We start from the raw sequence: 20825 nt of genomic DNA on the forward strand, positions 1-20825 counted from the left end.
AGTGGGAACCCTATGAAAGAAGGCGTTAGCACATGAACAAACCGTTAGATGTATCGTACACGCCGATTGTAGATTATGGCATGGCTTGGGAGCTTCAGAAAAAATATGTTTCCGCCATCGATCAGGGAGAGCAGCACGAGCGATTAATGCTCCTCCAACATCCTCCGACCTATACCATGGGGTCACAGCGTCATCCGGAGCACTTGCTCTTAAGTAAAGAGGAATTGGAAAAACAGGGCATTGGCCTGTTTGAAATCGATCGTGGCGGAGACATTACATATCATGGTCCAGGGCAGCTTGTCGGGTATCCGCTGTTACTGCTGGATGGCGGCAAAAATTTGAATCTGCACGGATTTCTGCGCGATGTGGAGCAGGTCATCATCGAATACCTGGCATCATACAACATCGAAGCCGGCCGCAAACCCGAATACACCGGGGTATGGGTAGGGGATTTGAAGATTTGCGCCATCGGCGTTAAATTCAATAAAGGCCGCCAGCATCGCGGATTTGTGACGAGTCATGGTTTTGCGTTTAATATTAAATCCGGAATCGCAGACGCGGGTTTCGCAGGCATCATTCCTTGTGGTATACAGGAATACGGTGTAACTTCATTGGAGGACTGCACGGGGCGGATTTTTGAAGTAGAGGAAGTAGCCCGGGAGATCGTGCCTTTCTTCACCCGGGTATTTCCATATGAGGCTCGTTGGTTGTAACTTAAGGCGTTCGTAAATGCAGAGTATCAGCGAAAGAACAATGGCTCAAGGATAACCAGCAGTGTTGATCCGACCATAGCAACCAGCATGAGATAGATAACAATTCGAAACCACTTTTTACGTTGCATTGTGTAACTCCTTTGAAATAGGTTTAATGATGAACATACATGCAGCAGCATCATTTAATTGAGATAGATATAAACATTGTATCGTATCTGCGAAAGAGAGGGAAGTCCAGTGATCTCAGAAGAGCGTATCATCCAAGAGTTTATGGAATTGGTTCAGGTCGATAGCGAAACCAAGCATGAAGAGGAGATCTCCAACGTTCTCAAACATAAATTTTCCAGTCTTGGTTTTGATGTCATCGAAGATGATGCCAAGGAAAAGACAGGACACGGAGCAGGGAACCTTATTATTACCTGGAAAGCGGACGAGGCGGCCCAGCAAGCGCCTAAGCTGCTATTTACCTGTCATATGGATACGGTAACGCCTGGTAAAGGCATTAAGCCGACGCTAGGTGATGACGGCTGGATTCGAAGTGACGGAACGACCATCCTTGGTGCGGATGACAAAGCGGGCATCGCGGCATTGCTGGAAGGTATTCGGGTCATCCAGGAAAATAACATCCCTCATGGACAAGTCCAATTTGTCATTACGGTAGGTGAGGAGTCGGGTCTGGTGGGAGCTCGGGCGCTTGACCCTGATGTTTTGGATGCGGATCTCGGTTTTGCCCTGGATTCCAATGGTGAATTAGGATCGATCGCAGTGGCCGCACCGACCCAAGCGAAAATCAAAATGATCGTCAAAGGCAAGTCAGCTCATGCCGGAGTGAATCCGGAGGATGGCATCAGTGCCATCCAGGTCGCTTCTAAAGCGATAGCCAAAATGAAGCTGGGACGCATCGACAAAGAAACCACCGCAAATATCGGCAAGTTCCAGGGCGGGGGCGCAACCAACATCGTCTGTGACCATGTTCAGATTGATGCTGAAGCACGCAGTATCGTTCAAGAGAAAGTGGATAAGCAAGTGAACGATATGCGTGAGGCGCTCGAAACCACCGTTCGTGAGTACAACGCCAATTGTGAGTTTATTAGCGAAATCGTATACCCTGCCTTCAGTTTTAACGAACATGATGAGGTTGTTCAGCTTGCGCAGCGGGCCATCGGCGGCTTGGGCTTGCCAACCCGTACGTTCCGGTCCGGAGGCGGTAGTGACGCCAACATTTTTAACGGCCTTGGAATCCCAACCGTCAATTTGGCAATTGGATATCAAGACATTCATACCACGAAAGAGCGTATTCAAGCTTCTGATTTGATCAAGGCTGCCCAGATCGTGGTGGGGATCATTCAGGAAACGGCTAAGGCTTAGTTGATCATTAGATCATATGAAAATGCATAAAGCCCGCAGCGGACGTTTTACATCCGCTGCGGGCTTTTAGATTTGTATATTAATTCAAGGATGACAAGGGCGAGTGGTTCTCCCGTCTTTTTTGGGCAGGCGACCAGGTGGTATGCCAGTTCGTGTTCTCGACCACATGCAATGCGGCATTGATGTTGTCCAGGTATTGTTCGATCTCTTTCCTCGCCGTTGCTGAGGCATATTGCTCCTCAAGGCGGGCAGAGAGGGAGATCAAGGCTGACTGTAAATAACAAGCGGCTTCGCCGAATCGTATCTCTGTACGCCCGGGGTAAGCCAGTCTAAGCTGCTCGAGCAGAGATGCAGCCTCATCATATCTCCCTTGATCATATAAATTTTCCGCGGCTATAAAGCATACTTTCAGACTGTGGCTGTCTTGCTCTTGAAACGGCAGCGCTTCCAATTGGTTTAATTTTGAAATCGCGAGTCCTCTGTAGCCTTCATCATAAAGAAAACAGATCAGAGCATAATAAGCATGGTCGCCGCTATTGGTTAGCAGATGTTCGGCTATGGAAATCATATTTAGTGATACAGCAGCGCGTGCTAATTCTAAAGTTTCCGACATGACGATAAATCGGTCAGGAATTGAATTCTTTATGTTCCACTCGCAGAGCTGCCTGATTCTGGCCAGCTGAGCCCCTTCAACTGTTCTTGGACGAGGCAGTTCGCGCAGGTGGTGTGTCAAATCGCGAAGGTAGCTATCGATGAACTGCATGGCGTCAGATACTTGACCCGTCATGACGAGGCAAGTCACATATTGGATGCAGGTATCTGGATATAAACTCCCCTGTTTAGCAAAACAATGGGCAGCATGTGGATAAGCTCCGATGTAGAATAGTGACCTGCCAACCATGATGTTGGAGGATGGAAAGTTCCTCGTTTCGTCCAGGAGCCGTTCACCAATCGTTTGATCCGAAATCCCCTGCATGTGCAGGAGTGCGGCCCATTGATTCAGCGCCTCTTGGACGTAGGTACCGGAATGCTGTACGACGGTTCTGAAAGCTTCCTCCGATTTGCCGAAGGAGCGCATCCGCATGCTCAATAACCCGTATTCGAGCCAGCTTAAATCAACTTCCTTCCATCCCGAGCTCGCCTTATCGGTTGGAGTGGATTGTGCAGCTTCCTTGAAGCTCTTTAGCGCCTTCTCAAGATACCCGCGTCTTTTGTACCATTTTCCGCGCTCATATTCAGTTGAAGGTGGATTAGTAATTGGTTCGGTTTCAATAATAGGTATATGTCGCATGTCGAAGCCTCCCAATGATATAACACCCGTATAGGTGTAAAGGTCATGGTTCATATTCGAAAAAAATAGAAATAAGTCGAAAAACAAGTCCAAAGACCTAATTTCACGTCCTGTTTTCGTAAATGTTTTTAGAAGAGTTAGAAATAATATCCATAATCTTCGTTTCCGAGCCCCATTGCTGTTGCCACTGTTTCAGCATGATCCGTATCTGCCAGGCCTGTCCTACCATATGTATTGAATGATCCCCTTTGTAGCTTTTCATGGGCAGTTCCTTCTTTCTTGGAAATTTTGATATAATACACCTTATGCAATAGCATGGTCAGTCATGCCGTTTTTAAACAAAGGAGGTCATTTTGTGAGCGATATCGGCAGTAAGAACCGAGAAGCCTCGGATAATTTGCTGGAAGAAACCACACTATCTACCCAATCGATTTTTGAAGGGAAGATTATTTCACTGCAGGTCGATACGGTGAAGCTGCCAAATGGGCAGACCGCGAAACGTGAAGTTGTCAGACATCCTGGTGCAGTAGCAGTGCTCGCCTTAAAAGGCGACAAAATGTTGGCCGTAAATCAATTTCGACAGCCGCTTGGGCGCTGTGAGGTTGAAATTCCTGCAGGCAAGCTGGAGCGGGGAGAAGATCCGCTGGAAGCCGCGAAGCGCGAACTACAGGAAGAAACGGGTTATACGTGCGGTTCCATTCGTAAGCTGCACTCCTTTTATACATCTCCGGGGTTTGCGGATGAGATCATTCACTTATATTTGGCAGAGGATCTGGTCAGCGGCGACATGAACCCGGACGAGGATGAATTTATAGAGATGATGGAAATCTCGCTGGAAGAGGCGTATTCACTCATACAAGAAGAGAGAATCAGCGATGCCAAGACCATTCTCGCCGTTTATGCTTGGAATATGTATAGCCTGACAGGAAAGATCTGATATGCTGCAGTCTGAAAAGAACATGTCAACCGGGCAGAAGCTTCAGTCCTATTACTGCGACATGCATATTCACATAGGGCGGACAAGCAGCGGACAAGCTGTGAAAATTAGCGCAAGTAACAATTTGACCTTTGAAAATATAGCCGTGGAGGCCTCGGAACGGAAAGGCATCCAAATGATTGGCATCATCGATTGCCATTCTCCTTCGGTACAGCACGATATTCTCCAGTGTTTGGACAGCGGCGTCATGCAGGAGATCGATGGAGGCGGAATTGCTTATCAGGATACGGTGATCCTGCTTGGAAGCGAGATTGAAATTCGCGAAAGCGGCCGTGGTGCTGCCCATGTACTGGCCTATTTCCCTGACCTGAACACCATTCAGGAGTTCACGGCCTGGATGGCAAAATATATGAAGAACGTACAGCTTAGTTCGCAGCGTATCTATGTCAGCCCCCGTGAGCTGCAGCAGGAGATACTAGACCGCGGCGGGCTGTTGATACCCGCCCATGTCTTTACGCCTCATAAAGGACTGTACGGCAACATGGCGGATCGAATGAGCGAAGTGCTGGACCTGAACGGTATTGCGGGTATAGAGCTTGGGCTCAGTGCTGACTCCTCGATGGCAGGGCGGATAAGCGAACTGGACGCCTACTCCTTTCTGACCAATTCGGATGCGCATTCGCTTGGGAAAATCGGCAGGGAATACAACCGAATCGATATGGCAAAGCCTTCATTTGCAGAATTTCGCCAGGCGCTTGGAACAAGTAACGGCAGAAGAATCAGTGCGAACTACGGGCTGAATCCCAGACTTGGAAAATACCATCGTACTTACTGCAGCGGCTGCGACAGCATACTGGATGAAGGCAGCGATATTCATGAATTGGTGCGATGTCCATTCTGCGGCAGTACCAAGCTGGTACAGGGTGTGTTTGATCGGATTCTGAACATCGCGGACCGCAAAGAGCCCGTTGTACCGGAAAGCCGACCGGCATATCACTATCAGGTTCCGCTAGAGTTCATTCCGGGCCTGGGCAAATCGGCGATGGCGAAGCTGCTGGGGGCTTTCGGTACCGAAATGAAAATCCTTCACCAGGCTACGGAAGCGGAGCTTGCCGCTGTTGCGGGAGAGGGGCTTGCTGCAAGCATTGTGATGGCCCGAAACGGTACATTGTCCTTATCGGATGGCGGCGGAGGCTCTTACGGAAAGGTTCTCCGGTAAATCAATCAACTCTTTCAATCGCAGGTCATACAAGGAGGGTGATGGTCATAGAGTAGAGTAGAGACACAGAAAGGAGACTCTATTCTATGCAATCATTCCGCCAAGCCTTTAAGGATCAGACCATGCTCTATGTATTCGTAGGCGTCTTGTTTTTAGTTGGGGTGCTGTTTGGAGCGTTAATGGTCAATGCACTTTCATTAGAGCAGCAGCAAGAAATGGCTCGATATTTAAACCACTTTTTTGTAAACGTGCAGGATGGTGGAGAAACCATGAGTCAGTCTTCTTACTGGAGCATCGCAGCCCTTCATCTGAAATGGATTGGTTTGATATGGATTCTGGGATTGTCCGTCATTGGGCTTCCGGGAATATTGATATTGGACTTCTTAAAAGGAGTGCTTATTGGGTTTACGGTCGGTTACTTGGTCGGACAGTATTCTTGGAAAGGCCTGCTGTTCGCCCTGGTGTCGATTGCACCGCAAAATTTGCTCATCATCCCCGTGCTCATGATGTGCAGTGTAGCGGCAATAACCTTCTCTCTATACATCATCAGGGACCGATTTATTATGAATCGGGGCGGGAGCATGGTAAAGCCCTTTGCTTCGTATGCGATGCTGACCTTTTTCATGGTCCTGTTAACGCTCGGAGTCGCTTCATTTGAAACCTGGGTAACCCCGGCCATGATGCGCTGGGTCACGCCAATGTTGCTATAATCCGCGAATTTTTCCATAAAGCAAAACCGTTTGACTTTGTTTGTCAAATCCCCCTATAATGAAGGAAGTGAACAATAACGTGCAGTGATTTCCAAGGGGGAGGGAAACGATGGAAGCGCGGATCGACAAAATTAAGCAGCAGCTACAATCCCAAGGATACAAATTAACGCCCCAACGGGAAGCCACGGTAAGCGTATTGTTGGAAAATGAAGACGACCACCTTAGCGCAGAGGATGTATTTATGCTCGTGAAAGAGAAGGCTCCGGAGATCGGTCTGGCAACCGTGTACCGTACCCTAGAGCTGCTCAGTGAGCTTCATGTTGTCGAGAAGATAAATTTTGGCGATGGTGTCGCCCGTTATGACTTGCGGACGGATACTTCGAAGCATCACCATCATCATTTGATATGTACTCAATGTGGAAGCATGGATGAAATACGCGAGGATTGGCTCGGTCCATTGGAAGAGCGGTTAGAGCGAGAGTTCAACTTTACCGTTCATGACCATCGGCTTGATTTCCATGGTATATGCTACCGTTGCAAAGAGAAGGGCAAGAATGACCAGGACAAATCATAAATTTATATCATGCAACAAACCGCAGTGATGACCATCACGGCAAGCCCTCTACGGCGGTAAGCCGGGAGGGTTTTTTAGATGGTAACCTAATATAGATGGAACATGCACGAATCCGTATCGTTCACGCAAGAACAATCTAGCTTTTTACATCAACGTACGTCGAGAAGACGTTTTTTTTATTCTATCCCAATACCACTCAAGTCCAATGACTAAAGAACGATCAGCGAAAAGCCGTCATAATCCTGCAGCTTGTATCATATGCTTTACGTGAAGTGATCCTGTAATACCCACTTTCACTTGGTGATCATTGCAAAGATGAAAGAGAGGCGCTGCCAGTGATTATATCGATCCGAAAAATAGGCTCATTGATCCGATTTATTACGATGTTTGCCGTTCTGACGATGTTTTTTTACTTCGTGCTGGGATGGGTGGGAGATTGGCTGACCCCAATGGATCCTTACCGTGCACCTTCCGGTCAAGCGGTTAAGGCTTTTCAGCCTGAAAGCACCATGGACTCCCGATATTCGCCGGCGGAACGTCTGCGATTGTACTACTGGTATGGGGAGTGATTGTGCTTGTAAAGGGCACACGGGAATAGGAGCAAAAAGATTATGAAACAATATCTGGACGAATATGTAACCTATCTGGAAGACGTGAAGGGACTATCCCGAAGTACGATTGAATCATACCGGGCCGACTTACAAGCCTTCATGGCTTTTGCCGCGGAAAGAGACGTTATCCATCCGCAGGAAGTTACACGAACAATGCTTGGATTATACATGGGCAGACTGAGGCAGCAGGGCAAGGCGGCGTCGAGCCTGCTTCGCTGCACGGCGTCCTTGCGTTCCTTTTTTCAATATTTGGTGCGTCAAGCCGTTATAGGATTAGATCCGACCCAGTTGCTAGAAAATCCGAAGCCGGAACGGAAGCCGCCTAAGTCGCTAACCGTTGAGCAGGTGGACAAGCTGCTGTCGGCCCCGGATTCCGGAACCCCTCAGGGGGCCCGGGACAAAGCGATGCTGGAGCTGCTGTATGCTTCAGGCATCAAAGTGTCGGAACTGGTGAACTTGAGCACGCATGACATCAACATGGATATGCGCTTCCTGCGCTGTGCCGTTTCCGGAGGGAAGGAGCGAATTCTTCCGATTACCCAGATCGCAGCCGAGAGCGTGGCTTTTTATATGCAAGATATGCGGGACAAGCTGATTCGAGATGCTGATGAGGATGCATTATTCCTGAATTCACTCGGTACGCGCTTGACACGGCAGGGATTTTGGAAAATTATTAAAAAGTATGGCAAGCTGGCCGAAATCGATGAGGAGATCACGCCGCATACCCTTCGTCATTCGTTTGCCATTCATTTGCTGCAGAACGGTGCCGACTTACGTTCGGTTCAAGAGATGCTGGGTCACTCGGCATTATCCACCACCGGCATATATCAATCCACCAAGAAAAGCATGAAGGAAGTATACGATCATTATCACCCGAGATCTTAGTCTACTAGGATCTACAACTTATTCTCAGTTAGGAGAGGTATGAACATGAGTTCAATTCATCAACAAAGCATTAAGGAAGCAGCGGCATACATACGCGGGCAGAAGGGTGTCGAGCCCGAGGTCGGCCTGATTTTGGGTTCAGGACTCGGCGTGCTGGCCGAACTGATTGAGAATCCGGTCTCGATCCCGTACACGGACATTCCTCATTTTCCCGTATCGACTGTAGAAGGCCATGAAGGAGAATTGCTGCTGGGCACCATTCACAATCGACCTGTCGTTCTGATGAAGGGCCGGTTCCATATGTATGAAGGCTATGGTCCGGAAGTGACTGCTTTCCCGGTGCGCGTCATGAAAGAGCTGGGTGTGAAGAGTCTGCTCGTTACCAATGCGGCCGGCGGCATCAACACGTCCTTCGAGCCGGGTGATCTCATGCTGATCTCCGATCATCTGAACATGACAGGCACCAACCCGTTAATCGGGCCTAATGATTCGGATCTTGGCGTCCGGTTCCCGGACATGTCCCAGGCATACAGCCGTCAGCTTCGCCAATTGGCAAAAGAAGTTGCCGTGGGTCAAGGCGTTGCGCTGAGGGAAGGCGTCTATGCAGGTCTGCTTGGACCAACCTATGAGACACCTGCCGAGATCGTCATGCTGCGTACGCTAGGTGCGGATGCGGTTGGTATGTCCACCGTGTCTGAGGTCATTGTGGCCAGACATGCCGGCCTTGAAGTGCTGGGCATCTCTTGCATCAGCAACATGGCAGCCGGCATATTGGATCAACCGCTATCCCATGACGAGGTTATGGAGACAGCGGAGAAGGTCCGGGAGAAATTCCTTGCGCTTGTCATGGCCATTATCCCAAAAATGTAACATCATTCTAGTACGGGGGAGCTGTCTCATAAGTAGGTTTGCTCACTTGACGGACGGTTCGTCCGATTAAAAATGTGTCAAATAAAGAAATGGCGGTGCTCAGGATGTTATCTCCTTGCACCGCCATTTCTTGCTTTTTGGTCCGTTGCCTCTTGCTTGAGCAGATTATGGCCAAGCGAAAGCCATCCGACCTCTAGGCTCACTTTCGTCAGTCCTCGAAGCAGAAATCGCCGGAATCCCCGGTTATTCATCAACTGCCCAAACACACTCTCCGGTTCGACCATTCGCCGCACCGACAACGCATAGCCTTCCTCACTTCGAAGTTTCTCTCTCACTTGCTGCTTGTAACGAAGATACCTGAGACTTACGCTGATTTTCCCGGTTCCCTTGAGCTTTCGTGCAAGCAGCTTTGAATGAACACCCTTCGCAACTCACGCTTCGGTAGTGTCGCTTCCGTATTTCATATCCGCTTACCATCCGTTTCCTTACTTTCATAGCGAAACCGGAGCTTTCGCCCAGCCGCACACGTCCATGTATCTTCTGCTTCGTCGTACTGCCAGTTGTCTAGCTTGCTGATATCTTGTTGCCACTTCGGTTGACCGATTCATTGACGATGCGAACAAGATGATAAGGAGGAATGTCATCCTCCAAGTCCATTGGCAGATAAAGTTGGTCCATGGTATATTGAATGTACAAAGAAATCGTTCCTTTCGTAGATGGTGGGTCGCACTTCCATTTTACCAAGAAACGGTTTCTTTTCGTATGTCTAGAGTATGTTTTCGCACAACGTAGCGGAGAGGACGAAACGATTCCGGACAAGCGAGAGCGGTCGCCTTTGCCCCCGAATTTCATCCTTGCCTAGTACCATTTCAAGAAATTTGGGGGCAACAGTTATCATGAACGAGACAGACTCCCCGTAATTGCAACATCTTAGGTTAATTTTGGGAATAATGGTGTAGTAGAAGCTAAACCAAAACCAAAATCAGAGCTAAATTGCAAAGGAGAGTCTGTACTATGAAGGATACCATAAAATACGTAGGCTTAGACGTGTCGAAGGAAAATATTGCTGTATCTGTAGCTGATCCAGGAAGAGAAGGCGCTCGGTATTTGGGCACGATTCCTCATACCGAGTATCACATCTTGAAAGTATTGAGGAAGTTAGGCCAACCCAATGAATTAAGCGTTTGTTACGAGGCAGGTCCAACAGGATATCCTTTAGTTCGTTTGCTAACTGCACATGGATATGACTGCATTGTTATCGCCCCATCACTTATGCCTAGTCGTCCAGGAGAACGGGTAAAAACGGATCGTAGGGATTCGATGCGTCTGGCACAATTACTTCGAGCAGGTGAATTAACACGTGTGCATGTACCTACTCCAGAGGAAGAAGCGCTTCGTGATTTGGTACGAATGCGTGAAGATGTTAAGGAAGATCGAGCTCGAATCCGGCAGCGGATCGGGAAGTTTCTCCTTCGTCATCAGATTGCACCTAAAGAGCCACTTCGCCGCTGGACGGCTAAATACCGGTTATGGTTAGGACGTATTCCATTCGAGTCCGCTTCTCAACGTTTGGTTCTGCAGGAAATGCTGCATCAGATGGATGAAAATGAAGAACGTCTGAAGCGTTTGGAAGCAGCCATTCACGAAGAAGCCACGGAAGGGCACCACGCCCCCTTAATACAAGCCCTTCAAACCTTACGTGGAGTAGCTGAAACGACAGCAACAGGAATCGTAGCGGAAGTGTGTTCATTTACCCGGTTTGGTAATGCGAAGGCTTTCATGGGGTACACAGGTTTGGTGCCGAGGGAATACTCAAGTGGCCAAAGCCGATGGCAGGGAAACATTACGAAATCGGGGAATACCCACCTTCGTCGTTTATTGGTCGAATCCGCTTGGAGTTACCGCTATAAACCTGCGCTACAAGGAGAGTTAAAGAAACGTCAACAAGGAAAATCTCCTGAAATTCAGGCCATATCCTGGAAGGCACAGCATCGACTACATCGAAAATACACGAAAATGCTGTCAAAGGGTAAGCCTAGTGGCAAAGCAGTTGTGGCCGTGGCGCGTGAACTAAGTGGATTTATTTGGTCGATTGCCCGAGAACTTGAAGAGAAAGGGATAAATAGGTGATCACCATTCCTATTGGAATCTAGTCGTATTGTGAGAATGGTTGATTCAAGGTGATCCCGTTCCCCCAAAAACAGGTGGAAGATGAAAAACTGAGTTAGAAGGCAAAGGGAAAAGCCGTAAGAGAGAATCCACGTCCATCGCTATGTGCCATCCCTCCAAAGGAAACGACGCACGACAACAGTTCGTGGTGCACTCTCTGCAGACGGAGAGAAAACATGCGGTATACAAAACCCGCGGATATCAGACTGCTCACCGTTGATAGCTTTTGCCTTCTAGTTCAGTTTTTACACCCTCTCTTGTATAAAGGGGATTGGGAAAACAAGGGAGTTACAAACTGCTATTTGACAGGTCTCGTTCATATCAGCGATGGGAGGATCGATTCGTACACGGAGCGTCTCCTCACAGAAAAAGGGGGCATTCCGCCAGATCTAAGATCTTTTGGGACACCCCCTTTTTGCTTAAGATTCTAGAATGTATAGGTTTTCAGCGAAGCTATTTGCATTTATATGTTTTTGGGGCCCTCGCAAAGTATTTGGAATAAGTATCGAAGCATAGGCTCCACTTTGTTGGGGTATGGTATTGGGGTCCCCGCAAAGTATTTGGAATAAGCATCGAAGCATAGGCTCCACTTTGTGGGGCTATTCTGCGTTCCCTTAAGTTCAGGGCGATAATATTTCCTTGAAAACTGGAATAATTTGTTTTCATCCTGACGACAATGAATATCAGACCCGTTTCTTTTCGGGATGCTATTACGAATGTCAGGAGGGGATGGAAGTGAAAAAAGCGTTAATAGCTGGATTTCTGGTTCTATTTGTAGGGTTGTCCAGTGTAGCTGTACCAAGTTATGCAGAAAATAGCAAACCCGGCGAAGGATCATCTCAAGAGGAACTGGCACCAGGTGCTCGTTCTGCTATATTGCTGGATGCGGATACCGGAACCATTATTTACGAGAAAAACAGCCATGATAAGCTGCCTCCGGCGAGCATCACCAAGATCATGACGATGTTGCTTACGATGGAGGCCATCGACGAAGGACAATTGCAGTGGACGGATAAGGTGCGTACCAGCGAATATGCGGCCTCCATGGGCGGATCCCAGATCTTTCTTGAGCCTGGTGAAGAAATGACGGTGGATGAGATGCTCAAAGGCATTGCCATGGCATCAGGCAATGATGCTTCCGTCGCAGTGGCGGAGAAAATTGCCGGCTCGGAGGAAGCCTTTGTGAAGCTGATGAATGAGAAAGCAGCCGAGCTGGGAATGAAGGATACACATTTTGTGAACTGCAACGGCCTTCCTGCTGAGAATCATTATACTTCGGCCCACGACATTGCGGTCATGAGCCGGGAGCTGCTGAAATACGACCAGATCACCAAATATACGGGCGCCTATCAAGATTATTTGCGTAAAGATTCGGACAAACCGTTCTGGCTGGTCAATACGAACAAGCTGGTTCGATTCTACACTGGTGCTGACGGATTGAAAACCGGATACACGTCAGAGGCCAAATTCTGTTTATCGGCAACGGCCAAACGGGACGGACTGCGCGCTGTTGCTGTTGTGATGGGAGCTCTGGATACGAAGACGCGGAATAATGAAGTATCTCGCATGTTTGACTATGCCTTTTCCCAGTATTCGATGCATTCCATCTATAAACCGGGTGAAGTGTTAGGTATCGTGAAGGTCCAGAAGGGAACCGTGCCCGAGATCTCGATTCAAGCGGATAAAGATTACAGCGTGCTGGTTAAGAAGGGCGTAAAGAGTCCGGATATCCGTCATGAAATTCAGATGGAACCGAATTTGAAGGCGCCGGTAGCCGCCGGACAAGTTGTCGGCAAGCTAACCGTCTATCAAGGTGAACGCGTGGTGAAGGAGTTCGAGCTGACATCTCCTGTCGAGGTGAAGAAGGCCGGGTTCTGGAAGCTGTTCAAGCGGACAACCGGCAAGTTGTTTCATGTAGATTCATAGGAGTTTTCTTCTAGTTTTGTCGGGATGCAGGAATGTCTTTTTCAAATGTAGAAATCTTTGTTCATGTCAGGGAGGAGAGTGAGCAAACATGAATCTGCATGTTGATATGGAGCATCACAGGCATGTACTGATCGTCCGACTGTCCGGGGAACTGGATCATCATACGGCCGATCATGTCCGGATGCAGCTGGATGAAGCTATTCAGAGACGTCAAACAGAGCACTTGGTACTGAGCTTAAAGGACTTGGACTTTATGGACAGCTCAGGACTTGGGGTCATCCTGGGACGCTATAAATTCATCAAGCAAAAGGGCGGAAAGATGGCGGTATGCGATGTCAAGCCGCAGGTTTACCGCTTGCTTGAAATGTCGGGGCTGTTCAAGATCATGCCGATATATGAGAACGAGGGCACGGCACTCTCGGGTTTGGAGGTAGTGTCATGAGTGAAGGAAAAGCACAGCATAATTTTATGACTCTGCAGTTTGCCGCAAAGTCGGAAAACGAATCCTTTGCCCGTGTCGCCGTGGCTGCGTTCATCTCCCAGATGGATCCCAACATGGATGAGCTGAGTGATCTCAAAACGGTGGTCTCCGAAGCGGTCACAAACAGCATTATCCACGGGTACGATAGTGATTCGGAAGGGATTGTCAGGATTGAAGCCTCCATAGACGGGGATATGATTACGCTGTGCATTGAAGATTCCGGCCACGGGATCGAAGACTTGGAAATGGCCAAGCAGCCGCTCTATACATCAAAGCCAGAGCTGGAGCGATCCGGTATGGGATTCACCATCATGGAAAATTTCATGGACGAATTTGAAGTGGTCAGCGAACCAGGCAACGGTACGTCGATCAAAATGAAAAAGAGGATCGAATCTAAGAAAGCTTTATATAATTAGGGGTTGGACAAATGGATGCCGATGTGAAGAAAACTTCGCAGACTTATTTGGACGACGCGGAGGTCAAACGACTCATTGCACTTAGCCAAAGCGGGGATAATGTCGCCCGGGACACGCTCGTCAACTGTAATATTCGTCTTGTCTGGTCTGTCGTTCAGCGGTTTATGAACCGGGGGTATGAGCCTGATGATCTGTTTCAGATCGGCTGTATCGGTCTCCTCAAATCCGTGGACAAGTTCGATCTCAGTTATGACGTAAAGTTCTCGACCTATGCCGTACCGATGATCATCGGAGAAATTCAGCGTTTCTTAAGAGATGACGGGACCCTCAAGGTCAGCCGATCGCTTAAGGAAATGGCCAACAAAGTCAGGAAGAAGCGGGACGAGCTGTCCAAGCAGCTCGATCGTCTTCCAACGGTGAAAGAGGTTGCCGAAGAGCTTGGGGTAACCCCCGAGGAAGTGGTGTTTGCCCAGGAGGCGAATAAACCGCCAACCTCGATTCATGAGACCGTATTTGAAAATGACGGGGATCCCATAACGCTAATGGATCAGATAGCTGATGAATCGCAAGAACGATGGTTCGACAAGCTGGCCTTGAATGAAGCAATAGGTGGCTTGACCGAACGGGAGCGGCTCATTGTTTATCTGCGGTATTACCGGGATCAGACGCAGTCGGAAGTTGCCAGCCGGCTGGGCATATCCCAGGTGCAGGTATCGCGACTTGAGAAAAAAATATTGCAGAGCATACGGAACGAGATCGCGCAGTAGCGGGCCTCAGCCGTTATTCGAAAGTCTGCTCAAACTTAACGCCGCCCTTAGGGACGGCGTTTTTTCATTTTTTAGTAAACCTTTTGGTCGTTTGGCGGATAAGAAAGTATGGTAAATCCGAGTAGAAACGAGAGAGATTTCCCATACTAACGGTAATCTAGCAGTAAAGGAGTGTTTCGGATGAAGGTTAATCCCACTCCGACGGTGTTTCTGCAGCTAAGGAGCCGCATACGGTTACCAAGAGACCAGACCGTCAAACTAGGTGATGTCGCCTTCATTGTCTGCGAACCCGAATGGGAGAGACGGCTTAGAGCCCTGCCGCTTACGCAGCCGAAGGATATCGATGGCAACCGCCTTGTCATGGATCTGATTCAAATCATCCCGAAGATTCAAGCCTTGATTCCGGGTGCCCATATCGAACCGATGGGAAACCATCATACCCTGGTGGAGCTTGTCGGTCCAGAGAGCAAGCGATCAAAATTGTGGTTCCCGCTCATTTGGCTGCTCTTGTTTTTCGGTTCGGCTCTGACCATTATGAATTTCCATGCCGACGTCAACATGCTCGAGGTACAGATCCGAATCGTCGAAATGGTGACGGGGAAAAGAGACGAGCATCCCTATTTGTTCCAGATTGCATACTCGCTGGGGCTCGGATTCGGCATGACGGTGTTCTTCAATCATTTGTTCAAGAAAAAATGGAATGAAGAACCGACCCCGCTTGAGGTGGAAATGTACCTCTATCAGGAAAATCTGGATCAGTTCGTGGTCGCCGAAGAATATCGGAAAATGAACGCCGGAGCCGATACGACAGGTAAGGAACCATGATGTTGTCCATTCTGCAAGGGATATTCACCTGTGTTCTTGGCGTAGCTGGGGGCATCGCCGTCGGCGGGGGAGTCATTGCGCTCATCATCGTGCTGGACATCATCCCGAGATTGTCCCAACTGACGGCAACTTATAGCCGGGTCCATTGGTATGAAGGGGCTTTAATAGCGGGATCTTTTATCGGCACGGTGGCCGATTTCTGGAGATGGTCCGTTCCATTGGGACCGGTTGTGAGTACCGTGATCGGATTGATGTGCGGGATTTTCATCGGCATGCTGGCAGCGGCATTGACGGAAGTATTGAACGTATTGCCGATTCTGGCCAAGCGGCTCCGGTTGACGGGGTATTTGTTTGGTCTTCTTATGGCGATGGTGGCAGGCAAGGTGGCGGGCTCTCTGTTCGACTGGTTTGTTTACAACAAGTGATAGTTATGGCTAGGAGGTAGGTTATGGACGAGAAAACAACACATAACGGCGAACTGGAAACCGATATTCCGATCATTCCCCCATCGGAGATCAAAGCGTTGGAGGAAAAAGAGCTGAGGGAGAAGAGGGAGGCCGAAACCTCCGACAGTACCGAGGAATCCGTCATCTACTGGCAGCAAACGGACCATGTTCCCGCGAAGCTGAGTGAACTGAAAAAAGTGCTTAAGGAAGTTATCGGTCTTGGGGTTTCTTTTGATGTGATATTCCGTGAAATGAACTTTGCCGGCAGAAATGCGGGGCTTCTCTTCTTAAACGGCTTCACGAATGATGTCGTGGTGACGGATATATTGACAAGGCTGACGTACCTGACACCAGAGGATGTGAGCAACCAGGCACTTACCGAGATGATGACCCGCTATATTCCCCATGTCCAAGTGGAGCGGGATACAAGACTCAGCAAAGTGATTAACGAAGTGCTCTCCGGTATATGTGCGCTGTTCATTGAGGATGCGCATTCCGCCATCTTGTTGGATACCCGGAAATATCCTGTGCGCGGGCTCGAAGAGCCTGCGGTGGAACGCGTTGTTCGCGGCGCAAGGGACGGGTTTACGGAGACGCTCGTTACCAACGTGAACCTGGTGCGAAGACGGGTTCGCGATCCGGGACTGCACATAGAGGTCATGAAGGTCGGAAGACGGACGAGAACGGACGTATGCCTGGTTTTCATTGATGACATCGCGGACCGTACCCAAGTTGAGGCGATTCGCAGCAAAATCCAGGAAGTGGATTTAGAGGGGCTTCCTCTCGGTGATAAGCAGCTCGAAGAAGCAATTGTGAACAAAGGCTGGCACCCTTTTCCGCTGGTCAGATATTCGGAACGGCCGGATGTTGTATCCTCCCATCTGCTTGAAGGCCGAATTGTTATCATGGTAGATACTTCGCCGAGCGTAATGATCATGCCAACCACATTCCTGGATCTCTGCCAGCATGCCGAGGAGAATCGTCAGACCCCGTTTATGGGAACGTACCTGCGCTGGATACGTTTTATAGGCATTTTTGCATCCATGTTCCTGCTCCCGCTGTGGATGCTGCTGGTTGTCCATCCTGAACTGAAACCACCGGGACTTGATATCATCGGTCCGCATGAGAATTCTAAAATTCCGATTATCCTGCAGTTTCTGATTGTTGAATTCGGCGTGGATTTGCTCCGCTTGGCTGCCGTGCATACGCCGACACCGTTAGCGTCGGCGATGGGTTTGATCGCTGCGATTTTGATCGGCGATATTGCTGTTAAGACCGGATTGTTTGTTAACGAGGTCGTCCTGTATATGGCGGTGGCGTCCATTGGGATGTACGCGACCCCGAGTTATGAGCTGGGACTTGCCAACCGGATGGTCAGGCTGCTCCTTCTGCTTGCAACAGCCCTGTTCGCGGTCAAGGGCTTTGTCATCGGGACGACGCTTCTGATTCTGCTCCTGACGACCCACCGTTCCTACAACTCGTCTTACTTGTGGCCGTTTATACCATTTAGTGCAAAAGCGATGGGCGAAATTTTGTTCCGCAAACCGCTGCTTCTGTCAAGAAGACGCCCGGCTATCAACAAAACGCGTGACAACACCAAAATGGGCCCTGAAATGAATCCGAGAGGCGAGCATTAACAATAACACAAATGTTGTGTTGAAAAATCCATTTTGATTACCTTCCGTTGTCTGCTATACTGTGAACAATTATTCGATTACCCTAATTTTGAATCAATGGATCGGAGGAATTGTAAGCATGTTTTTACACGGTACTAGCAAGATTAACGATCAGGGGCATTTGGAAATCGGCGGGTGTGACACATCCGATTTAAAAGCTCAATATGGAACACCACTATATATTGTAGACGAGCAGTCGGTCCGTAATCGCTGCCGGGAATACATTGAGGCCTTCAAGGCGTCCGGTTTGAAGTTCCAAGTCGCGTATGCCAGTAAGGCGTTTTGCGTGATGGCTATGTGTCAATTGGCTGATCAGGAAGGGATGTCGCTTGACGTTGTTTCCGACGGAGAGCTGTACACCGCACTAGAGGCCGGGTTTCCGGCGGAACGGATTCATTTCCACGGAAATAATAAAACGCCGGATGAGATTGAGATGGCGCTGGATGCGGAAATCGGCTGTTTCGTTGTCGATAACGTAGTTGAACTGCATATGCTGCAAGCGATTGCTGCCGAGAAGAACCAGAAGGTCAACATTTTGCTTCGTGTGACACCGGGAGTTGAGGCACATACGCATGAGTATATCTCAACAGGCCAAACGGATTCGAAATTTGGCTTCGATATCGGCAACGGCTCAGCTTATGAAGCGGTGAAGCTTGCCGAGGCTCAAGCGAATATTCATCTGATGGGCATTCATTCCCATATCGGCTCCCAGATTTTTGAGGTGGAAGGGTTTCAGATGGCTGTTCAGCGCGTAGCTGAATTTGCAGCTTCCGTGAAAGAAGGTTTGGGGGTTGTATTCAAGGTCGTGAATTTGGGCGGCGGCTTCGGAATCCGTTACGTGGATGGCGATACGCCGCTTCAAGTATCCCAGTATGTAAAAGCGATCACGGATGCCGTGAAAATCCATTTTGCGGGCCTTGGTTCCGAGCTTCCTGAAATATGGGTCGAACCAGGCCGGAGTATTGTTGGTGACGCAGGCACCACCCTCTACACAGTGGGCACAAGCAAGGATATTCCCGGGGTCCGTAAATACGTTGCCGTAGACGGCGGAATGACGGACAACCCGCGTCCGGCGCTGTACGAATCGAAATATGAAGCGCTGCTCGCGAACCGGGCGAATGAGAAGCCGGAAGAAACGGTATCCATTGCCGGCAAGTGCTGTGAGAGCGGAGACATGCTCATCTGGGATCTGGAGCTTCCGAAGGTGGCAACAGGCGATTTGCTGGCCGTATCCTGCACAGGCGCATACAACTATTCCATGGCTAGCAACTACAACCGGATCCGTAAACCTGCGGTTGTATTCGTGAAGGACGGACAGAGCAAGCTGGTGGTACGCCGCGAGTCGCTTGCGGACATCATCAGCCACGACGTAGTGCCGGCAAGTGTAACGAAAGAAACCGTAACGAGCTAAACGGATGTTTGTTTTACGGCTCTAATATCCTAGAGGGCCCGCCAATGCCACCGGCTGCGGTCAGGGCTCTTTGGCATGCCTTGGACTTGATATGGAATGTGCAAACGGGGACAAGATCATTTTGCTTCGAGGCTCAATTCATAGTAAACTATAGAATGCATTGTAAAAAAATCGATTGAAGCGTTCTAATAACGGAAGGAGATAACACATATGGCTAAAAAAGCGAAGATCACATTGGAGAACGGCAAAGAGGTAGTGCTGGATCTGTTTGAGAATGATGCACCGAACACGGTAGCTAATTTTGAGAAATTGGCAAACTCCGGGTTTTATAACGGTCTTGTATTCCACCGCGTAATCCCTGGGTTCGTGGCTCAAGGCGGTTGCCCACAGGGAACGGGAACAGGCGGTCCTGGCTATACAATCAACTGCGAGATCAACCCTAACAAGCATGAGCGTGGCAGCTTGGCCATGGCGCATGCTGGCCGCAACACGGGCGGAAGCCAGTTCTATGTATGCTACGAGCCGCAGCCGCATTTGGACGGACAACATACGGTGTTCGGTAAAGTCGTTGAGGGCATGGAGTACGTGGATGCATTCAAAGGCCGTGACAAAATGGAAAAAGTAGAAGTATACGAAGCATAAAAATAGCTTCTGTACAGGACAGGCTCACTCTTAAGGGTGAGCCTGTTTTTATTGTTATTCCGGGGAGGGATTACGCAGGGTCAGGAAATAATTCACGAAGCTCTTCCGGAACAGGCCGACTTTTACGAGTATGCACATCCATCGCCACACTGGTAACGGCGGCATCGGCGCAAAGCTCTTCCTGTTCGTTGTAAATCTTCTGAATCAGCACATAACTTGTACGACCCATAGAATGCGGTTCGGTCACGATGGTCAGCCGTTCGCCTTGGCCGCACTCCTTGCGGTAGTTGATGTTGATATTGACGGTAACGGTCTGGACGCCAAGCCGTTTCAGCATATCATATTGAAGACCTCCTGCTTCATACCATTCCTCACGGCCCCACTCCAGATATTCCAGGTATTTGGCGTTGTTTACATGTCCGTTCACGTCGATTTCCGTTGGACGGACGATAATGTCCAGCGAAGTTTTCATCGCAGCTCGCTCCTTTTTAACTGTATCTAGTTCCCGTGTTTATCCTACTAAACTGTTCTCTCTATGGGAAGTATTCTCCTTCTGCAGTCAATACACATATTGGCAAATAAAGTTATGAACTATAAAATAGTTAGTTGTTTTTTCTTGCAATTATTAAAAGGTGGTGATAAGATTCTTCATAAGATCAAACAATTTCATATGTTTTATCCTTCGGGGCAGGGTGAAATTCCCTACCGGCGGTGATGAACGCAGTGATTGAGCTTTTGAAAGCAGATGGCTGCGTCTTAGTCCGTGACCCGGATATGCGTGTGTTGTTACACACCGTATGCGGTGGACCTGGTGAAAATCCGGGACCGACAGTATAGTCTGGATGGGAGAAGGAGTGAGAGACACATAAGCAACATGTGCTATTTGTG

General features: G+C 49.0%; 25 protein-coding genes and 1 riboswitch. Of the genes, 19 read left to right on the plus strand and 6 right to left on the minus strand.

Annotation, left to right across the window (positions count from 1 at the left end; all coding sequences use genetic code 11):
• The first annotated feature begins 32 nt into the window (after window positions 1-32).
• Window positions 33-713 carry a lipoyl(octanoyl) transferase LipB gene (gene lipB / locus MKY48_RS11570; protein ID WP_339292956.1) on the plus strand — a complete coding sequence of 227 codons (681 nt, stop codon included), beginning with the start codon at window positions 33-35 and terminating at the stop codon, window positions 711-713.
• 26 nt (window positions 714-739) lie between these two features.
• Here the strand turns inward: lipB and prli42 are convergent, their stop codons facing one another.
• Window positions 740-841, minus strand: a complete 102-nt coding sequence (gene prli42, locus MKY48_RS11575) for a stressosome-associated protein Prli42 (RefSeq protein ID WP_144023401.1) — start codon at window positions 839-841, stop codon at window positions 740-742.
• Between the two features lie 109 nt (window positions 842-950).
• Here prli42 and MKY48_RS11580 point away from each other — a divergent pair, with 109 nt between their 5' ends.
• On the plus strand, window positions 951-2081 hold the full coding sequence (locus MKY48_RS11580) for a tripeptidase T (protein ID WP_339292957.1): 1131 nt from the start codon (window positions 951-953) through the stop codon (window positions 2079-2081).
• A gap of 79 nt (window positions 2082-2160) precedes the next feature.
• Here the strand turns inward: MKY48_RS11580 and MKY48_RS11585 are convergent, their stop codons facing one another.
• Together MKY48_RS11585 and mciZ are read right to left on the minus strand one after the other, a co-directional pair.
• Complete coding sequence (locus MKY48_RS11585) at window positions 2161-3372, minus strand: tetratricopeptide repeat protein (protein WP_339292958.1); 1212 nt, start codon at window positions 3370-3372, stop codon at window positions 2161-2163.
• A gap of 103 nt (window positions 3373-3475) precedes the next feature.
• Window positions 3476-3634 carry a Z-ring formation inhibitor MciZ gene (mciZ, locus tag MKY48_RS11590; RefSeq protein WP_076320910.1) on the minus strand — a complete coding sequence of 53 codons (159 nt, stop codon included), beginning with the start codon at window positions 3632-3634 and terminating at the stop codon, window positions 3476-3478.
• 93 nt (window positions 3635-3727) lie between these two features.
• Here mciZ and MKY48_RS11595 point away from each other — a divergent pair, with 93 nt between their 5' ends.
• From MKY48_RS11595 to MKY48_RS11625, 7 genes are all read left to right on the plus strand, one after another.
• Window positions 3728-4309, plus strand: a complete 582-nt coding sequence (locus MKY48_RS11595; RefSeq protein ID WP_076320911.1) for an NUDIX hydrolase — start codon at window positions 3728-3730, stop codon at window positions 4307-4309.
• Between the two features lies 1 nt (window position 4310).
• Window positions 4311-5528: an endonuclease Q family protein gene (locus MKY48_RS11600; RefSeq protein WP_339292959.1), complete on the plus strand. Its 1218-nt coding sequence runs from the start codon at window positions 4311-4313 to the stop codon at window positions 5526-5528.
• Between the two features lie 86 nt (window positions 5529-5614).
• Complete coding sequence (gene spoIIM / locus MKY48_RS11605) at window positions 5615-6238, plus strand: stage II sporulation protein M (RefSeq protein ID WP_076320913.1); 624 nt, start codon at window positions 5615-5617, stop codon at window positions 6236-6238.
• A gap of 109 nt (window positions 6239-6347) precedes the next feature.
• Complete coding sequence (locus tag MKY48_RS11610; RefSeq protein WP_006209405.1) at window positions 6348-6812, plus strand: Fur family transcriptional regulator; 465 nt, start codon at window positions 6348-6350, stop codon at window positions 6810-6812.
• A 335-nt stretch (window positions 6813-7147) separates the two neighbouring features.
• Window positions 7148-7381, plus strand: a complete 234-nt coding sequence (locus tag MKY48_RS11615; RefSeq protein WP_098742979.1) for a YqzK family protein — start codon at window positions 7148-7150, stop codon at window positions 7379-7381.
• A 42-nt stretch (window positions 7382-7423) separates the two neighbouring features.
• On the plus strand, window positions 7424-8308 hold the full coding sequence (locus MKY48_RS11620; protein WP_339272127.1) for a site-specific tyrosine recombinase: 885 nt from the start codon (window positions 7424-7426) through the stop codon (window positions 8306-8308).
• Between the two features lie 45 nt (window positions 8309-8353).
• Window positions 8354-9178 carry a purine-nucleoside phosphorylase gene (locus MKY48_RS11625; RefSeq protein ID WP_339292960.1) on the plus strand — a complete coding sequence of 275 codons (825 nt, stop codon included), beginning with the start codon at window positions 8354-8356 and terminating at the stop codon, window positions 9176-9178.
• A 107-nt stretch (window positions 9179-9285) separates the two neighbouring features.
• Here MKY48_RS11625 and MKY48_RS11630 read toward each other — a convergent pair whose 3' ends face one another.
• Together MKY48_RS11630 and MKY48_RS11635 are read right to left on the minus strand one after the other, a co-directional pair.
• Window positions 9286-9513 (minus strand): transposase, encoded by a 228-nt coding sequence (locus MKY48_RS11630; protein ID WP_339272128.1) that lies wholly within the window; start codon window positions 9511-9513, stop codon window positions 9286-9288.
• Window positions 9491-9673: a transposase gene (locus MKY48_RS11635; RefSeq protein ID WP_339273477.1), complete on the minus strand. Its 183-nt coding sequence runs from the start codon at window positions 9671-9673 to the stop codon at window positions 9491-9493. Before MKY48_RS11635 ends, MKY48_RS11630 begins: the two co-directional genes overlap by 23 nt.
• Before the next feature lie 519 nt (window positions 9674-10192).
• On the opposite strand from MKY48_RS11635, the gene MKY48_RS11640 reads away from it, so the two are divergent.
• The 10 genes from MKY48_RS11640 to MKY48_RS11685 all read left to right on the plus strand — a co-directional run bounded on the left by MKY48_RS11640 (window position 10193) and on the right by MKY48_RS11685 (window position 19937).
• Window positions 10193-11308: an IS110 family transposase gene (locus tag MKY48_RS11640; RefSeq protein ID WP_339292961.1), complete on the plus strand. Its 1116-nt coding sequence runs from the start codon at window positions 10193-10195 to the stop codon at window positions 11306-11308.
• Window positions 11309-12082: 774 nt separating this feature from the next.
• Entirely contained in the window at window positions 12083-13273 is a 1191-nt protein-coding gene (locus MKY48_RS11645) for a D-alanyl-D-alanine carboxypeptidase family protein (protein WP_339272129.1), read from the plus strand.
• 88 nt (window positions 13274-13361) lie between these two features.
• Window positions 13362-13715: an anti-sigma F factor antagonist gene (gene spoIIAA, locus MKY48_RS11650; RefSeq protein WP_076320918.1), complete on the plus strand. Its 354-nt coding sequence runs from the start codon at window positions 13362-13364 to the stop codon at window positions 13713-13715.
• Window positions 13712-14170: an anti-sigma F factor gene (gene spoIIAB, locus MKY48_RS11655; RefSeq protein WP_339272130.1), complete on the plus strand. Its 459-nt coding sequence runs from the start codon at window positions 13712-13714 to the stop codon at window positions 14168-14170. The genes spoIIAA and spoIIAB overlap by 4 nt, the downstream gene beginning before the upstream one ends.
• 11 nt (window positions 14171-14181) lie before the next feature.
• Entirely contained in the window at window positions 14182-14937 is a 756-nt protein-coding gene (gene sigF / locus MKY48_RS11660; RefSeq protein WP_006209412.1) for an RNA polymerase sporulation sigma factor SigF, read from the plus strand.
• A gap of 180 nt (window positions 14938-15117) precedes the next feature.
• The gene (locus tag MKY48_RS11665; protein WP_339272131.1) at window positions 15118-15762 is read left to right on the plus strand and encodes a stage V sporulation protein AA; all 645 of its coding nucleotides are present in this window, start codon (window positions 15118-15120) and stop codon (window positions 15760-15762) included.
• Complete coding sequence (locus MKY48_RS11670; protein ID WP_339272132.1) at window positions 15759-16187, plus strand: stage V sporulation protein AB; 429 nt, start codon at window positions 15759-15761, stop codon at window positions 16185-16187. The genes MKY48_RS11665 and MKY48_RS11670 overlap by 4 nt, the downstream gene beginning before the upstream one ends.
• 23 nt (window positions 16188-16210) lie before the next feature.
• The gene (locus MKY48_RS11675) at window positions 16211-17845 is read left to right on the plus strand and encodes a spore germination protein (protein WP_339272133.1); all 1635 of its coding nucleotides are present in this window, start codon (window positions 16211-16213) and stop codon (window positions 17843-17845) included.
• A 118-nt stretch (window positions 17846-17963) separates the two neighbouring features.
• Window positions 17964-19295: a diaminopimelate decarboxylase gene (gene lysA / locus MKY48_RS11680; protein WP_339292962.1), complete on the plus strand. Its 1332-nt coding sequence runs from the start codon at window positions 17964-17966 to the stop codon at window positions 19293-19295.
• A gap of 210 nt (window positions 19296-19505) precedes the next feature.
• Entirely contained in the window at window positions 19506-19937 is a 432-nt protein-coding gene (locus tag MKY48_RS11685; protein ID WP_009595227.1) for a peptidylprolyl isomerase, read from the plus strand.
• 70 nt (window positions 19938-20007) lie between these two features.
• Here the strand turns inward: MKY48_RS11685 and MKY48_RS11690 are convergent, their stop codons facing one another.
• Complete coding sequence (locus tag MKY48_RS11690; RefSeq protein WP_339272135.1) at window positions 20008-20409, minus strand: acyl-CoA thioesterase; 402 nt, start codon at window positions 20407-20409, stop codon at window positions 20008-20010.
• A gap of 202 nt (window positions 20410-20611) precedes the next feature.
• A riboswitch (FMN riboswitch) is annotated at window positions 20612-20795 on the plus strand.
• Window positions 20796-20825 lie beyond the last annotated feature (30 nt).

Origin of the sequence: Paenibacillus sp. FSL W8-0187, assembly GCF_037969755.1 — a bacterium.
GTDB lineage: Bacteria > Bacillota > Bacilli > Paenibacillales > Paenibacillaceae > Paenibacillus_AQ.

Bases quoted from the DNA above. Each gene is read 5' to 3' on its own strand.
- lipB (WP_339292956.1), top strand. From the start codon at position 33: ATGAACAAACCGTTAGATGTATCGTACACGCCGATTGTAGATTATGGC.
- prli42 (WP_144023401.1), bottom strand. From the start codon at position 841: ATGCAACGTAAAAAGTGGTTTCGAATTGTTATCTATCTCATGCTGGTT.
- MKY48_RS11585 (WP_339292958.1), bottom strand. From the start codon at position 3,372: ATGCGACATATACCTATTATTGAAACCGAACCAATTACTAATCCACCT.
- mciZ (WP_076320910.1), bottom strand. From the start codon at position 3,634: ATGAAAAGCTACAAAGGGGATCATTCAATACATATGGTAGGACAGGCC.
- MKY48_RS11600 (WP_339292959.1), top strand. From the start codon at position 4,311: ATGCTGCAGTCTGAAAAGAACATGTCAACCGGGCAGAAGCTTCAGTCC.
- spoIIM (WP_076320913.1), top strand. From the start codon at position 5,615: ATGCAATCATTCCGCCAAGCCTTTAAGGATCAGACCATGCTCTATGTA.
- MKY48_RS11610 (WP_006209405.1), top strand. From the start codon at position 6,348: ATGGAAGCGCGGATCGACAAAATTAAGCAGCAGCTACAATCCCAAGGA.
- MKY48_RS11620 (WP_339272127.1), top strand. From the start codon at position 7,424: ATGAAACAATATCTGGACGAATATGTAACCTATCTGGAAGACGTGAAG.
- MKY48_RS11625 (WP_339292960.1), top strand. From the start codon at position 8,354: ATGAGTTCAATTCATCAACAAAGCATTAAGGAAGCAGCGGCATACATA.
- MKY48_RS11635 (WP_339273477.1), bottom strand. From the start codon at position 9,673: ATGAAAGTAAGGAAACGGATGGTAAGCGGATATGAAATACGGAAGCGA.
- MKY48_RS11640 (WP_339292961.1), top strand. From the start codon at position 10,193: ATGAAGGATACCATAAAATACGTAGGCTTAGACGTGTCGAAGGAAAAT.
- spoIIAA (WP_076320918.1), top strand. From the start codon at position 13,362: ATGAATCTGCATGTTGATATGGAGCATCACAGGCATGTACTGATCGTC.
- spoIIAB (WP_339272130.1), top strand. From the start codon at position 13,712: ATGAGTGAAGGAAAAGCACAGCATAATTTTATGACTCTGCAGTTTGCC.
- sigF (WP_006209412.1), top strand. From the start codon at position 14,182: ATGGATGCCGATGTGAAGAAAACTTCGCAGACTTATTTGGACGACGCG.
- MKY48_RS11665 (WP_339272131.1), top strand. From the start codon at position 15,118: ATGAAGGTTAATCCCACTCCGACGGTGTTTCTGCAGCTAAGGAGCCGC.
- MKY48_RS11670 (WP_339272132.1), top strand. From the start codon at position 15,759: ATGATGTTGTCCATTCTGCAAGGGATATTCACCTGTGTTCTTGGCGTA.
- MKY48_RS11675 (WP_339272133.1), top strand. From the start codon at position 16,211: ATGGACGAGAAAACAACACATAACGGCGAACTGGAAACCGATATTCCG.
- lysA (WP_339292962.1), top strand. From the start codon at position 17,964: ATGTTTTTACACGGTACTAGCAAGATTAACGATCAGGGGCATTTGGAA.
- MKY48_RS11685 (WP_009595227.1), top strand. From the start codon at position 19,506: ATGGCTAAAAAAGCGAAGATCACATTGGAGAACGGCAAAGAGGTAGTG.
- MKY48_RS11690 (WP_339272135.1), bottom strand. From the start codon at position 20,409: ATGAAAACTTCGCTGGACATTATCGTCCGTCCAACGGAAATCGACGTG.